Source organism: Pseudomonas veronii (genome assembly GCF_002028325.1).
GTDB lineage: Bacteria > Pseudomonadota > Gammaproteobacteria > Pseudomonadales > Pseudomonadaceae > Aquipseudomonas > Aquipseudomonas veronii.
On the sequence record NZ_CP018420.1, the window covers coordinates 6,462,198 to 6,475,597 of the forward strand.

Genomic DNA, 13,400 nt, shown 5'->3' on the forward strand with positions numbered 1-13,400 from the left:
AACTCGTGCAGTTCAGCACTGCGAAAATTGACCGGGAACCGTAGGACAAGTTCCCTAAACCACTGATACGGTCAATACAAACGAAACCACATTAATCTGACATTAACTACTTCGGTGCCAGCTCACGTAAATGCCGTGCGACCGCAATCCACGCACCGATATACCCCAACAAGACCGCGCCAAGCAAGAGCGACAGACCATCGGCGACCGGCACCCCGGCCAGGGCGAAATCACTGCCGTACAAGCCGGCAAGCCCGATGACCGCGTCGTTCAGCCAGTCCAGGCCGAACGCCAATAAGCCCCAGGACAAAATCCCCGCACCGAAGCCATAAAGCGCGCCCATGTACAGAAAAGGACGACGCACATAGCTGTCCGTGCCGCCGACCAGTTTAATCACTTCTATCTCGGTGCGACGGTTTTCAATATGAAGACGAATGGTATTACCTATCACCAAAAGTAATGCAGACACCAACAACACCGTCAGGCCGAACACAAAGCGGTCGCCCAGCTTGAGAATCGCCGCCAGGCGCTCTACCCAGACTAGATCAAGTTGCGCCTGTTGCACCTTGGGCATCTCTGCGAGTTTTTGTCGCAGGGCTTCCAGGGCCGGTTTGTCGACTTCATTCGGCGTCACCAGCACCACGCCCGGCAGCGGGTTCTGCGGCAGCTCCTTGAGCGCCTCGCCCAGGCCGGACTGTTGCTGGAATTCCTCGAGGGCCTGATCGCGGCTGATGTACTCGGCATCCGCCACGCCCGGCAGGTTCTTGATCTCTTCGCGCAGGGCCTCGCCGTCTTTGGCGCTGGCATCCAGGTTCAGGTACAGCGAAATCTGCGCGGCGCGCTGCCAGGAACCGCCCAGGCGCTCCACATTATTAAGCAGCAGCGACAAGCCCATGGGCAGGCTCAAGGCCACGGCCATCACCAGGCAGGTGAAAAAGCTGCCGATCGGCTGCTTGCCCAGGCGACGCAGGCTGTCGAGCAGGCTGGCACGATGGCTTTCGATCCAGGCACGCAGCAGCGTGGCGAAATCCGGGCCGTCGTCTTCGTCGTGTTTTTTCTTTTTCGGTTGCGGGTCGGCCGGTTTCGGCGCAACGCGCTCGGAAACCTTGGGGCTGCGTGTCGCACTCATACGCCAGCCTCCCCGTCGCCGATCAGGCGACCGCGTTGCAGGGTCAGCATGCGATGGCGCATGCGCGCGATCAGTGCCAGGTCGTGACTGGCGATCAGCACGCTGGTGCCCAGGCGGTTGATGTCTTCGAACACGCCCATGATCTCGGCCGCCAGGCGCGGGTCGAGGTTACCGGTGGGTTCGTCCGCCAGCAGCAAGGCCGGGCGGTGGACGATGGCGCGGGCGATGCCGACGCGCTGTTGCTGGCCGGTGGACAGGTCGCCGGGGTAGAGGTCGGTCTTGTCCGACAACGCCACGCGCTCCAGCGCCGAGTCCACGCGCTTGATGATTTCGGCCTTGGACAGCCCAAGGATCTGCAACGGCAACGCAATGTTATTGAACACCGTGCGATCGAACAGCAACTGGTGGTTCTGGAACACCACGCCGATCTGGCGGCGCAGGAACGGAATCTGCGCATTGCTGATGGTGGCCAGATCCTGGCCGGCCAGCAGCAGCTTGCCGGTGGTCGGGCGTTCCATGGCCAGCAGCAGGCGCAACAGGGTACTTTTGCCGGCACCCGAATGGCCGGTGACAAACAAGAATTCGCCGCGACGCACTCGAAAACTCAGCTCATGCAAGCCGACATGCCCATTGGCATAGCGTTTACCGACCTGTTCGAATCGAATCATGAACGCTCCCGCTCGGCAAACAGTGCCTGGACAAAGGGTTCGGCTTCAAAGGTGCGCAGGTCGTCGATACCTTCACCGACGCCGATATACCGAATCGGCAACCCGAACTGCTTGGCCAGGGCGAAGATCACGCCGCCCTTGGCCGTGCCGTCGAGCTTAGTCAATGCCAGGCCGGTCAGTTGCACCGTCTGGTGGAATTGTTTGGCCTGGCTGATGGCGTTCTGGCCAGTACCGGCGTCGAGCACCAGCAGGACTTCGTGCGGAGCCTCGCCGTCGAGCTTGCCGATCACGCGGCGCACTTTCTTCAGCTCTTCCATCAGGTTGTCTTTGGTGTGCAGGCGACCGGCGGTATCGGCGATCAGCACATCAATGTTGCGGGCCTTGGCGGCTTGCACGGCATCGAAGATCACCGAAGCGGAATCGGCGCCGGTGTGCTGGGCGATGACCGGGATCTTGTTGCGCTCGCCCCAGACCTGCAACTGCTCGACGGCCGCGGCGCGGAAGGTGTCGCCGGCGGCGAGCATGACTTTCTTGCCTTCCAACTGCAGCTTCTTGGCCAGTTTGCCGATGGTGGTGGTCTTGCCGGCGCCATTGACGCCGACTACCAGGATCACGAACGGCTTCTTCGGAGTAATCACCAACGGCGCTTCGACCGGCTTGAGCATCGCGGCCAGCTCGGCCTGCAGGGATTTGTACAGCGCATCGGCGTCGGTCAACTGCTTGCGCGCGACCTTCTGGGTCAGGCTCTGGATGATCACGGCGGTGGCTTCGACACCCACGTCGGCGGTCAGCAGACGGGTTTCGATGTCTTCCAGCAGTTCGTCATCGATGGTCTTCCGGCCCAGGAACAGGCTGGCCATGCCTTCGCCGATGGTCGCGCTGGTTTTGCTCAGGCCTTGCTTGAGGCGGGCGAAGAACCCGGTTTTGCTCGGTTCGGCGGCAACCACGGGCGACGGCGCGATCACGGCGGGCGCCGCGGCCACAACAGGCGCGGGAGTCGGCTCGACCGCCACCGGCTCAACCTGCGGAATCGGCGGCGTCACATGCTCGGCCTGCACATCTTCGACCAGTGCCACGGGCTCTTCGGCCACCGGCAGTGCCAGCCACGGTTTGTGCTCAGGCTCGGCTTGCGCCACCGGCGCGGTCGGTTCGGCACCTACCAAGGGCTCAGGGGTCGGCTCAGATTGAACCTGCGGCTGTTCGACGACGGTTTCCTGCGGCTTTTTGCGCAGCCATCCGAACAGGCCTTTTTTCTCGCCAGCCGCAGCTGGGCTCTTCTTGTCGTCGTTGGAACCAAACATGGAGGACGGCTATCTCAAGGTAGCGACGCGCCAAGGGCGCCTCGGTAAATAAAAATTCGATGCAGAACAGACTGCTTTAACGCTCGCTCGTTCATGCGCAACATTTTGTAAGGCGTAAATAAAGGCCTCAACAAATCGATTCAATATGGAATTGAAGCGATAACATCGGCGAAAAGCTGAAGATTGTCGGGGAAAACCGTAGCAAACTTCAAAATTCCTACAACTGAATCCAGAACGGTATGACGACCGCAGTGGCCGTCCCCAAATCGGATCAGTATCCTAGCACCTCCTCGCCCGCCGACGCTAAGACCAAGCGGGCAGCCCAACAGGTTTAAAAACGAATGAATGCTCTAGCCCGCCGCGCCGCAGGCCTGCTGCTCAGCACAGTTTGTCTGCCCCTCTCAGCCTTGGCTGCCGACCCACAACCCACCCATGAATTCACCCTGGATAACGGCCTCAAAGTGGTCGTGCGCGAAGACCATCGCGCGCCGGTGGTGGTTTCCCAGGTCTGGTACAAAGTCGGTTCGAGCTACGAAACCCCGGGCCAGACCGGTTTGTCCCACGCTCTGGAACACATGATGTTCAAGGGCAGTTCCAAGGTCGGCCCCGGCGAAGCCTCGCTGATCCTGCGCGACCTGGGCGCCGAAGAGAACGCCTTCACCAGCGACGACTACACCGCCTACTACCAAGTGCTGGCGCGTGATCGCCTGGGTGTCGCCTTCGAACTCGAAGCCGACCGCATGGCCAGCCTGCGCCTGCCAGCCGACGAGTTCAGCCGCGAGATCGAAGTGATCAAGGAAGAACGCCGCCTGCGCACCGACGACAACCCGATGTCCAAGGCCTTCGAGCGCTTCAAGGCCATGGCCTTCCCGGCCAGCGGCTACCACACGCCAACCATCGGCTGGATGGCCGACCTCGACCGCATGAAGGTCGAAGAACTGCGCCACTGGTACCAGTCCTGGTACGTGCCGAACAACGCCACCCTGGTGGTGGTCGGCGACGTGACCCCGGACGAGGTGAAGAACCTGGCCCAGCGCTACTTCGGCCCGATCCCCAAACGTGACGTGCCACCGGCGAAGATCCCGCTGGAACTGGCCGAGCCCGGCGAGCGCCTGCTGACGATGCATGTGCAGACCCAACTGCCGAGCGTGATCCTGGGCTTCAACGTGCCCGGCCTGGCCACCGCCACGGACAAACGCTCGGTACAAGCCCTGCGCCTGATCTCGGCCCTGCTCGACGGCGGCTACAGCGCGCGCATTTCGGAACGGCTCGAACGCGGTGAAGAGCTGGTCTCCTCCGCCTCCACCAACTACGACGCCTACACCCGCGGTGACAGCCTGTTCACCCTGAGCGCCACACCGAACCAGCAGAAGAAAAAGACCATCGCACAAGCCGAAGCCGGCCTGTGGCGCCTGCTGGAAGAACTCAAAGCCAAGCCGCCGACCGCCGAGGAACTGGAGCGCATCCGCGCCCAGGTCATTGCCGGCCTGGTCTACCAGCGCGACTCGATCACCAGCCAGGCGACCGCCATCGGCTCCCTGGAAACCGTCGGCCTGTCCTGGAAACTGATGGACACCGAACTGGCCGACCTGCAAAGCGTGACCCCGGACGATATCCAGAAGGCCGCACGTACCTATTTCACCCGCGAACGTCTCAGCGTCGCCCATGTCCTGCCTGAGGAGACCGCTCATGAGTGATCGCAAAAGCAGCCGCCTGATCCTGCCCGGCCTGATCGCCGTCACCCTGATCGCGGCGAGCGCGGTGTATTTCCTGCGCCCAAGCGAATCCGTCGCCAGCCCGGCGCTGGAAAAAGCCCAGTCGACCCACACACTGCAATCCCTGGCGGAACTGGACGGCAAGGCGCCGACCAACCGCAAGCTCGACGTGCAGACCTGGAACACCGCCGAAGGCGCCAAGGTGCTGTTCGTCGAAGCCCACGAACTGCCGATGTTCGACATGCGTATCCTGTTCGCCGCCGGCAGCAGCCAGGACGGCAACGTCCCCGGCGTGGCGCTGATGACCAACGCCATGCTCAACGAAGGCGTGCCGGGCAAGAATGTGAGCCAGATCGCCAGCGGCTTTGAAGGCCTCGGCGCGGACTTCGGCAATGGCGCTTACCGCGACATGGCGCTGGTGTCCCTGCGCGGCCTGAGCGACAGCGACAAGCGCGACGCCGCCCTGGCGCTGTTTGACCAGGTGATCGGCAAACCGACCTTCCCCGCCGACTCCCTGGCGCGCATCAAGAACCAGATCCTCGCCGGCTTTGAGTATCAGAAGCAGAACCCCGGCAAACTGGCGAGCCTGGAGCTGTTCAAGCGCCTGTACGGCGACCACCCGTATGCTCACCCGAGCGAAGGCACGGCCGAGAGCGTTCCGACAATCACCCAGGCACAGTTGCAGGCATTCCACGCCAAGGCGTATGCCGCGGGTAACGCTGTGATTGCCGTGGTGGGCGACCTGACCCGCGCCGAGGCCGAAGCCATGACCGCCAAGGTCTCGGCCTCGCTGCCCAAAGGCCCGGCCCTGGCGAAGATCGCCCAGCCGACTGAGCCCAAGGCCGGTTTGAGCCATATCGAGTTCCCGTCCAAGCAGACGCACCTGCTGTTCGCGCAACTGGGCATCGATCGCGCCGACCCGGACTACGCCGCCCTGTCCCTGGGCAACCAGATCCTCGGCGGCGGGGGCTTCGGCACCCGCTTGATGAGTGAAGTGCGCGAGAAGCGCGGCCTGACCTACGGCGTCTACTCCGGTTTCTCGCCGATGCAAGTGCGCGGCCCGTTCATGATCAACCTGCAGACCCGCGCGGAAATGAGCAGCGGCACCCTGCGCCTGGTGGAAGACGTGCTGGCCGACTACCTCAAGACCGGCCCGACGCAAAAGGAGCTGGATGACGCCAAGCGCGAGCTGAGCGGCAGCTTCCCGCTGTCCACCGCGAGCAACGCCGATATCGTCGGGCAGCTGGGCGCCATGGGTTTCTACAACCTGCCGCTGAGCTATCTGGAAGATTTCATGAAACAATCCCAGGCCCTGACCGTAGAACAGGTCAAAGCGGCTTTGAACAAACACCTGAGCGCCGACAAGATGGTCATCGTGACCGCCGGCCCGACGACTGCGCAAAAGCCACTACCGCCCCCCACTGATAAACCTGCCGAGCAGCCGCTCGGGGTTCCGGAGCATTAATGGCCAGTTCATCTCGCCCGAAAAAACCTGTCCACAACGTGCATAACGGTGTGGGCCAACTGCGCATCATTGGCGGTGAATGGGGCAGCCGCAAGCTCAGCTTCCCCGACGTCGTGGGCCTGCGCCCAACGCCGGATCGCGTGCGTGAAACCCTGTTCAACTGGCTGGCACCCTACATCGCCGGGGCCAAGGTACTCGACCCGTTTGCCGGCAGCGGCGCGCTGTTCCTCGAGGCGCTGTCCCGTGGCGCGGCCCAGGCACAGGCGCTGGATGCCAGCAATGTGGCGGTGTCCAGCCTCAAGGAACACCTGGGCACCCTGCGTTGCACCAACGGCCAGGTGCAGACCGCCGACGCGTTGCGCTACCTGGAAACCCAGGCCGCCAGCGAATACGACGTGGTGTTCCTCGACCCGCCGTTCAACCAGAACCTGCTGCCGACCGTGTGCGCGTTGCTGGAAGAGCGCCAATGGCTGGCGCCGGACTCGTGGATCTACACTGAAAGCGAAAGTGCGCCATCCAGCCTGGGCCTGCCCGGCAGCTGGCGCCTGCACCGGGAACAGAAATCCGGGCGGGTGTATTACGCATTGTGGCAACGTTCGGTACAGCCCTCGGCCTGAACGGGCTTTTGTGGCGAGCAAGCTCGCTCGCCACAGTGAGTCCGCGTGCCACAGAGAGTGTCATGACCCCCTCTTCAGACCTGTTCAAACCCGCCTTCGGCCTCGGCAACCCTCATCTGCAAACGTTGTGGGGGCCGCTGTGGCGCCCGACCACGCACCTCGAACGCCCACGCGAACGCCTGTGGCTGGACGACGGCGACTTTCTCGACCTCGACTGGCATGGCCCCCATGACGCGCAAGCGCCGTTGGTGCTGGTACTGCATGGGCTGACCGGCTCGTCCAACTCGCCTTACGTGGCCGGCCTGCAAAAAGCCCTCGCTGCCCAGGGCTGGGCCAGTGCGGCCTTGAACTGGCGCGGATGCTCGGGCGAGCCGAACCTGTTGGCGCGCAGCTACCACTCGGGCGCCAGCGAAGACCTGGCGGCAGCGATTGCCCATCTGCGCGCCAAGCGGCCGTTGGCGCCGTTGTATGCGGTGGGTTATTCCCTGGGGGGCAACGTGCTGCTCAAGCATTTGGGCGAAACCGGCGCGAATTCGGGGCTGCAAGGCGCGGCGGCGGTGTCGGTGCCGTTTCGTCTGGATCAGTGCGCCGATCGCATCGGCCTGGGCTTTTCGCGGGTGTACCAGAAGCACTTCATGCGCGAGATGGTGGCGTATATCCGCGTCAAGCAAAGCCGCTTTTTACAGGATGGTCGTGCTGAAGGGCTCAAGGCCCTGGAGGCACTCGGGTCTCTGGAGAAGATGCACACGTTCTGGGACTTCGACGGCCGGGTCACCGCGCCGCTGCATGGTTTCCTCAGTGCCGAAGACTATTACCGCCGCGCGTCGAGCCGTTACTACCTGGGCGATATCCGCACGCCGACCCTGATCATCCAGGCGGCCGATGACCCGTTTGTCTTCGCCCATAGCCTGCCCGAAGCCAGCGAGTTGTCGGATTGCACCGAGTTCGAATTGCTGGCCAAGGGTGGGCATGTGGGGTTTGTCGACGGTTCGCTGAAGCGCCCCGGTTACTACCTGGAGCGGCGGATTCCGCAATGGCTGCTGACACAACCCCGTTAAACAAGGTGGGTTTACACGCAGGACAACTCAGTCGCCCGTCGCGATTTCCCGCGTTGGATCGGTAATCCACTCGCTCCACGAGCCCGCATACAACTTGCCCAACGGGTAACCCGCCAGGCTCAGGGCGAACAGGTTATGGCACGCCGTCACGCCCGAACCACAATACGCCACCAGTTCATCCGGCGAACGGCCTTGCAACTGGGCGGCGAAGCGCTGCTTGAGCTGCTCGGCCGGCAGGAAACGCCCATCGCTGCCCAGGTTTTCGGTGAACGCCGCACATTGCGCGCCGGGAATGTGCCCGGCAATCGGGTCGATAGGCTCGACATCGCCGCGAAAGCGCGGCTGGGCGCGGGCGTCGATCAGGGTCAGGCCCGGTTGGCCCAGGCGTTTTTGCAGCTGCTTGGCATCCAGCAACAGGCGATTGTCCGGCGTGCCGACAAAGGTGCCGCGCTCGATCACCGGCGCATCCAGGCTTAACGGGAAGCCGGCCGCGTGCCAGGCCTTCAAGCCACCGTCCAGGATAAACACGCCATCACGCTTGCCCAGCCACGCCAGCGACCACCAGGTGCGGGCGGCATAAACACCGGGGCCGTCGTCGTAGAGCACCACATCGGTATCGGCATTGATGCCCCAGGCACGCAGTTGCTCGGCGAGCGTCTGCGCCTGCGGCAACGGGTGACGCCCGGTCACGCCCTTGGTCACCGGCCCACTGAGATGGCGCTCCAGGTCGGCATATTGCGCGCCTTCGATATGCCCTTCGGCGTAGCTGCACATTCCGTAGTCCGGGTCTTCCAGGGCAAAGCGGCAGTCAAGTATCACCAGAGCGCCGCGCTGTTGGCGCTCGGCCAGTTGCTGGGGGCTGATCAGTTGGGCAAGTGGCATGACAGACTCCTGTGAACAAATTCGGGAAAGATCCTACTTCACTTCTTCCAGTGCCTGGTTCAACGGCACGTAAAACTCTTTGAACAGCGCATCCACCGCCGCTTTGGCCTGCGGCGTGACAAACCCCGCTTCCAGCACCAGCACCTGATACACCCCGCGCTTGATCGCTTCGGCGCTCAGATGTGTGGATTTTTCATTGGTGGTACACAAAAACCGCACCCAGGAGGTAAGGATGATCCAGGCGTTGAGGGTCAGCGCCTCGGTTTGCACCGGGTCCATATTGAGAATACCGGCATCGACAAACCCCCGGTAAATGGCGCCACCCTGAATCAGGCAACGCTGGGAAAAGCGCCGGTAGCCGGTGGCCAGTTCCGGGTCGCTCTCCAGCAGGTGTTCGAGGTCACGGTGCAGGAAACGGTAGCGCCACATGCCGGCCAGGACCGCCTGCAGGTAGAAGCGTTTGTCCTCCACCACCATGGTGCGACCCTGGGGCGGGCGCAGGAAACTGTCGACCAAGGCTTCGTATTCGCGAAACAGCACGGCGATGATCGCCTGCTTGTTGGGGAAGTGGTAGTACAGGTTGCCCGGCGAAATTTCCATATGGGCGGCGATATGGTTGGTGCTGACACTGCGCTCGCCCTGCTGGTTAAAAAGCTCCAGGCTGGTTTGCACAATGCGCTCGCTGGTCTTTACTCGTGGTGCCATAGGGGATCAGCTTCTGTACACGTGATCGACCATCTTACGGCCTAACCTTGCCGGGATAAATCCAGTTGTGGCTGCAATGCCATTTGACAATTTAGAGCAATAACTCTAAAAATCCAGGCAGACCAATAACAATCCGGAACTGCACCATGTCTGCCAACGTTGCCTACCCGCAAGATTCCCAGACACTGGATCAACTCCAGGGCCTGTTCGACGCCCAACGCCGCGCCTATGCCGCCAACCCGATGCCGCCGGCCGCGCAACGCCAGCAATGGCTCAAGGCCTTGCGCGAAGTGCTCAGCGACGAACGCCAGGCGCTGATCGACGCGATCAGCCAGGACTTCAGCCATCGCAGCGCCGACGAAACCCTGTTCGCCGAACTGATGCCCAGCCTGCATGGCATTCACTATGCGAGCAAACACCTCAGTGGCTGGATGAAACCTTCCCGCCGCGCTGTAGGCATTGCCTTCCAGCCCGCCTCGGCCAAAGTCATCTACCAACCGCTGGGCGTGGTCGGGGTGATCGTGCCCTGGAACTACCCGCTGTACCTGGCCATCGGGCCATTGGTGGGTGCGTTGGCCGCGGGCAACCGGGTGATGCTCAAACTCAGCGAATCGACCCCGGCCACCGGCGAACTGCTCAAGACCCTGCTGGCGAAGGTCTTCCCCGAAGACCTGGTGTGCGTGGTGCTGGGCGAGGCCGACGTCGGCATGGCGTTTTCCAGGCTGCGCTTCGATCATCTGCTGTTCACCGGCGCCACCAGCATCGGTAAACATGTGATGCGCGCGGCGGCCGAGCATCTGACCCCGGTCACGCTGGAACTGGGCGGCAAATCGCCGGCGATCGTTTCCGCCGATGTGCCCCTCAAGGACGCCGCCGAACGCATCGCCTTCGGCAAGGCCCTGAACGCCGGGCAAACCTGCGTGGCGCCGGACTACGTGCTGGTGCCGGAAGATCGCGTCGAGGGTTTCGTCGAGGCCTACAGCAAGGCGCTTCGTGGTTTTTACCCGATACTGGCCAACAACCCGGACTACACCGCCATCATCAACGAACGGCAACTGGCCCGGCTCAACGCCTACGTGAAGGACGCCACCGACAAGGGCGCCACCCTGATCCCTCTGTACGACCAGGGCCAGGCACGGCGCATGGCCCACAGCCTGCTGTTGAATGTCAGCGATGAAATGACAGTGATGCAGGACGAAATCTTCGGCCCGGTGCTGCCGATCGTGCCTTATCGCGGCATCGACCAAGCCTTTGCCTACATCAATCAGCGGCCTCGCCCACTGGCCCTGTACTACTTCGGCTACAACAAGCGCGAACAGAACCGCGTACTCCACGAAACCCACTCCGGCGGCGTATGCCTGAACGACACGCTGCTGCATGTGGCTCAGGACGACATGCCTTTCGGCGGCATCGGCCCATCAGGCATGGGCCACTACCACGGCCATGAAGGGTTCCTCACGTTCAGCAAGGCCAAGGGCGTGCTGGTCAAGCAGCGCCTGAACGCCGCGAAGTTGATCTACCCGCCCTACGGCAAATCGATCCAGAAGCTGATCCAGAAGCTGTTTATCCGCTGATACCGCCACCCTCGGGATAACCATAACAATGAACCCAAGCCTGACTGATTCACCCGCGCTGTCGCGGCGCGGCGTCCTGAAAATCGGCCTGTGCGCCAGCGCCTTCCTGGCCACCGCCGGGCTGGGTGCCAGCCTCAGCGGTTGCTCCAGCAGCACTCCGGCCAGCGGCTTTGCCCTGTTGCGCAGCAGCGACTTGCCGTTTCTGCGCGCGGTGATCCCGGTGCTGCTGGAAGGCGTGGCCAGCGCCCAGGAAGTCGCCAGCGGGATTGAAGACACCCTGAAAAAACTCGACTACAGCCTGCAGCACCTGTCGCCGGAGATGTTCAAGCTGACCCAGCAACTGTTCGACGTGCTGGGCATGGGCATCACCCGCGGCCCACTGACCGGGATCTGGGGCAGTTGGGAAAACGCCAGCGCTGAACAAATCCACAATTTCCTGCACCGCTGGGAAAACAGCTACCTGAACCTGCTGCGCATGGGCCAGGGTTCGTTGCTCAAGCTGGTGATCATGGCCTGGTACTTCCGGCCGGCGTCCTGGGCCCATTGCGGCTACCCCGGGCCGCCGAAGATCTGATTCGCATCCCCCCAATAAAAACAAGAGACGACCCCGATGCCTGTACCCGATCTGTTCCGCGACGGCCTGGCCCGCGGCTGGAAAACCCACAATGGCGCCGCCCTCGACCGCGACCTGACGCTGGAAGCCGACGTAGCGATCATCGGCAGCGGTGCCGGCGGCGGCACCACTGCCGAAATCCTCAGCGCCGCCGGCTACAAAGTGCTGCTGATCGAAGAAGGCCCGCTCAAGACCAGCAGCGATTTCAAGCTGCTCGAAGACGAGGCCTACGCCAGCCTGTATCAAGAAGGCATCGGCCGCATGAGCAAGGACGGCGCCATCACCATCCTGCAAGGCCGGGCCGTGGGCGGCACCACGCTGATCAACTGGACCTCCAGCTTCCGCACCCCGGACGCCACCCTCAGCCACTGGGCCAGCGAATATGCGGTCAAGGGCCACAGCAGCGCGGACATGGCGCCATGGTTCGAAAAAATGGAACAGCGCCTGGGCATCGCTCCCTGGGCCATGCCGCCCAACGCCAACAACGACGTGATCCGCAAAGGCTGCGAACAGCTGGGCTACAGCTGGCATGTGATCCCGCGCAACGTGCGCGGCTGCTTCAACCTGGGTTATTGCGGCATGGGTTGCCCGGTCAACGCCAAGCAGTCGATGCTGGTGACCACCATCCCCTCCACCCTGGAGAAAGGCGGCGAGCTGCTGTACCTGGCCCGCGCCGAACGCCTGGTCTACAGCGGCGACCGCATCAATAGCCTGGAATGCGTGGCCATGGACGAACGCTGCGTGGCGCCGACTGGACGCAAGATCACGGTCAAGGCCAGGCATTACGTGCTGGCCGGCGGCGGCATCAACAACCCGGCGCTGCTGATGCGCTCGGCCGCCCCCGACCCGCATTCGCGGCTGGGCAAGCGCACCTTTTTGCATTTGGTGAACTTCTCCGCGGCGCTGTTCGACGAGGTGATCAACCCGTTCTATGGCGCGCCGCAGTCGATCTATTCCGATCACTTCCAATGGCTGGACGGCACCACCGGCAGAATGTCGTACAAGCTCGAAGCGCCGCCGCTGCACCCGGCGCTGGCCAGTACGCTGCTCGGCGGCTACGGCACCCAGAACGCCCTGGACATGAGCCAATTGCCACATACCCACGCAATGCTTGCCCTGCTGCGCGACGGCTTCCACCCCGACAGCCCCGGCGGCAGCGTTGAACTGCGCGGCGACGGCACACCGGTGCTCGATTACCAGGTGTCGCCTTACGCCTGGGACGGCCTGCGCCGCGCGTTCCACAGCATGGCCGAGATCCAGTTCGCGGCGGGCGCCAAGTCGGTCAAGCCGCTGCATCACGATGCGCGCTACGTGAAGACCCTGGCCGAAGCACGCAGCCTGATCGACGGCCTCAACCTGGAATTGCACCGCACCTGCCTGGGCAGCGCCCACGTGATGGGCGGCTGCGCCATGGGCGAAGAGCCGAAAAATGCGGTGGCCGACAGCCTCGGTCGCCATCACCAGTTGCGCAACCTGTCGATCCACGATGGTTCGCTGTTCCCCACCAGCATTGGCGCCAACCCGCAGTTGTCGGTGTACGGATTGACCGCGCAACTGGCGAGCGCATTGGCCGAACGTCTGAAAACGGCATGAAAAAACAGGGTATTTCGCGGGTCTATCTGCATAAGTCGACTTGGCCGACCGGGACGGCTGCGATACCATCCGGTTCCCCA

12 protein-coding genes are annotated in these 13,400 nt (G+C 62.9%); 7 read left to right on the forward strand and 5 right to left on the reverse strand.

Features of this window, described 5'->3' with window-relative positions; translation table 11 throughout:
- Positions 1-106 precede the first annotated feature (106 nt).
- From ftsX to ftsY, 3 genes are read right to left on the reverse strand one after another with little or no spacing between them, the layout of a single operon-like run.
- Positions 107-1,129, reverse strand: coding sequence for a permease-like cell division protein FtsX (gene ftsX / locus PverR02_RS29740; RefSeq protein ID WP_017845021.1), 1,023 nt, complete (start codon positions 1,127-1,129; stop codon positions 107-109).
- Positions 1,126-1,797, reverse strand: coding sequence for a cell division ATP-binding protein FtsE (ftsE, locus tag PverR02_RS29745; protein ID WP_017476533.1), 672 nt, complete (start codon positions 1,795-1,797; stop codon positions 1,126-1,128). The genes ftsX and ftsE overlap by 4 nt, the downstream gene beginning before the upstream one ends.
- The gene (ftsY, locus tag PverR02_RS29750) at positions 1,794-3,098 is read right to left on the reverse strand and encodes a signal recognition particle-docking protein FtsY (protein ID WP_079444873.1); all 1,305 of its coding nucleotides are present in this window, start codon (positions 3,096-3,098) and stop codon (positions 1,794-1,796) included. Before ftsY ends, ftsE begins: the two co-directional genes overlap by 4 nt.
- 341 nt (positions 3,099-3,439) lie before the next feature.
- Between ftsY and PverR02_RS29755 the strand changes: the two genes are divergently transcribed.
- The 4 genes from PverR02_RS29755 (at position 3,440) to PverR02_RS29770 (ending at position 7,953) form a co-directional block, all read left to right on the forward strand.
- Positions 3,440-4,795, forward strand: coding sequence for a M16 family metallopeptidase (locus PverR02_RS29755; protein ID WP_079444874.1), 1,356 nt, complete (start codon positions 3,440-3,442; stop codon positions 4,793-4,795).
- Complete coding sequence (locus tag PverR02_RS29760) at positions 4,788-6,278, forward strand: M16 family metallopeptidase (RefSeq protein ID WP_079444875.1); 1,491 nt, start codon at positions 4,788-4,790, stop codon at positions 6,276-6,278. The genes PverR02_RS29755 and PverR02_RS29760 overlap by 8 nt, the downstream gene beginning before the upstream one ends.
- Positions 6,278-6,895, forward strand: a complete 618-nt coding sequence (gene rsmD, locus PverR02_RS29765; RefSeq protein WP_017845026.1) for a 16S rRNA (guanine(966)-N(2))-methyltransferase RsmD — start codon at positions 6,278-6,280, stop codon at positions 6,893-6,895. The genes PverR02_RS29760 and rsmD overlap by 1 nt, the downstream gene beginning before the upstream one ends.
- Before the next feature lie 62 nt (positions 6,896-6,957).
- Positions 6,958-7,953, forward strand: coding sequence for a hydrolase (locus PverR02_RS29770; protein ID WP_046381750.1), 996 nt, complete (start codon positions 6,958-6,960; stop codon positions 7,951-7,953).
- Between the two features lie 27 nt (positions 7,954-7,980).
- Here PverR02_RS29770 and PverR02_RS29775 read toward each other — a convergent pair whose 3' ends face one another.
- Both PverR02_RS29775 and PverR02_RS29780 read right to left on the reverse strand, forming a co-directional pair.
- On the reverse strand, positions 7,981-8,835 hold the full coding sequence (locus PverR02_RS29775; protein ID WP_017845028.1) for a sulfurtransferase: 855 nt from the start codon (positions 8,833-8,835) through the stop codon (positions 7,981-7,983).
- A 33-nt stretch (positions 8,836-8,868) separates the two neighbouring features.
- The gene (locus PverR02_RS29780; protein WP_017845029.1) at positions 8,869-9,540 is read right to left on the reverse strand and encodes a TetR/AcrR family transcriptional regulator; all 672 of its coding nucleotides are present in this window, start codon (positions 9,538-9,540) and stop codon (positions 8,869-8,871) included.
- Between the two features lie 146 nt (positions 9,541-9,686).
- Here PverR02_RS29780 and PverR02_RS29785 point away from each other — a divergent pair, with 146 nt between their 5' ends.
- Genes PverR02_RS29785 through PverR02_RS29795 form a run of 3 tightly spaced genes read left to right on the forward strand, consistent with a single transcriptional unit; the run spans position 9,687 to position 13,320 of the window.
- Positions 9,687-11,114 carry a coniferyl aldehyde dehydrogenase gene (locus PverR02_RS29785; RefSeq protein ID WP_046381748.1) on the forward strand — a complete coding sequence of 476 codons (1,428 nt, stop codon included), beginning with the start codon at positions 9,687-9,689 and terminating at the stop codon, positions 11,112-11,114.
- 28 nt (positions 11,115-11,142) lie between these two features.
- Positions 11,143-11,688, forward strand: a complete 546-nt coding sequence (locus tag PverR02_RS29790) for a twin-arginine translocation pathway signal protein (RefSeq protein ID WP_079444876.1) — start codon at positions 11,143-11,145, stop codon at positions 11,686-11,688.
- A 36-nt stretch (positions 11,689-11,724) separates the two neighbouring features.
- Positions 11,725-13,320: a GMC family oxidoreductase gene (locus PverR02_RS29795; RefSeq protein WP_079444877.1), complete on the forward strand. Its 1,596-nt coding sequence runs from the start codon at positions 11,725-11,727 to the stop codon at positions 13,318-13,320.
- Positions 13,321-13,400: the final 80 nt, after the last annotated feature.

Bases quoted from the DNA above. Each gene is read 5' to 3' on its own strand.
- PverR02_RS29775 (WP_017845028.1), bottom strand. From the start codon at position 8,835: ATGCCACTTGCCCAACTGATCAGCCCCCAGCAACTGGCCGAGCGCCAA.
- ftsE (WP_017476533.1), bottom strand. From the start codon at position 1,797: ATGATTCGATTCGAACAGGTCGGTAAACGCTATGCCAATGGGCATGTC.
- ftsY (WP_079444873.1), bottom strand. From the start codon at position 3,098: ATGTTTGGTTCCAACGACGACAAGAAGAGCCCAGCTGCGGCTGGCGAG.
- PverR02_RS29780 (WP_017845029.1), bottom strand. From the start codon at position 9,540: ATGGCACCACGAGTAAAGACCAGCGAGCGCATTGTGCAAACCAGCCTG.
- PverR02_RS29785 (WP_046381748.1), top strand. From the start codon at position 9,687: ATGTCTGCCAACGTTGCCTACCCGCAAGATTCCCAGACACTGGATCAA.
- PverR02_RS29755 (WP_079444874.1), top strand. From the start codon at position 3,440: ATGAATGCTCTAGCCCGCCGCGCCGCAGGCCTGCTGCTCAGCACAGTT.
- rsmD (WP_017845026.1), top strand. From the start codon at position 6,278: ATGGCCAGTTCATCTCGCCCGAAAAAACCTGTCCACAACGTGCATAAC.
- PverR02_RS29795 (WP_079444877.1), top strand. From the start codon at position 11,725: ATGCCTGTACCCGATCTGTTCCGCGACGGCCTGGCCCGCGGCTGGAAA.
- PverR02_RS29790 (WP_079444876.1), top strand. From the start codon at position 11,143: ATGAACCCAAGCCTGACTGATTCACCCGCGCTGTCGCGGCGCGGCGTC.
- ftsX (WP_017845021.1), bottom strand. From the start codon at position 1,129: ATGAGTGCGACACGCAGCCCCAAGGTTTCCGAGCGCGTTGCGCCGAAA.
- PverR02_RS29760 (WP_079444875.1), top strand. From the start codon at position 4,788: ATGAGTGATCGCAAAAGCAGCCGCCTGATCCTGCCCGGCCTGATCGCC.
- PverR02_RS29770 (WP_046381750.1), top strand. From the start codon at position 6,958: ATGACCCCCTCTTCAGACCTGTTCAAACCCGCCTTCGGCCTCGGCAAC.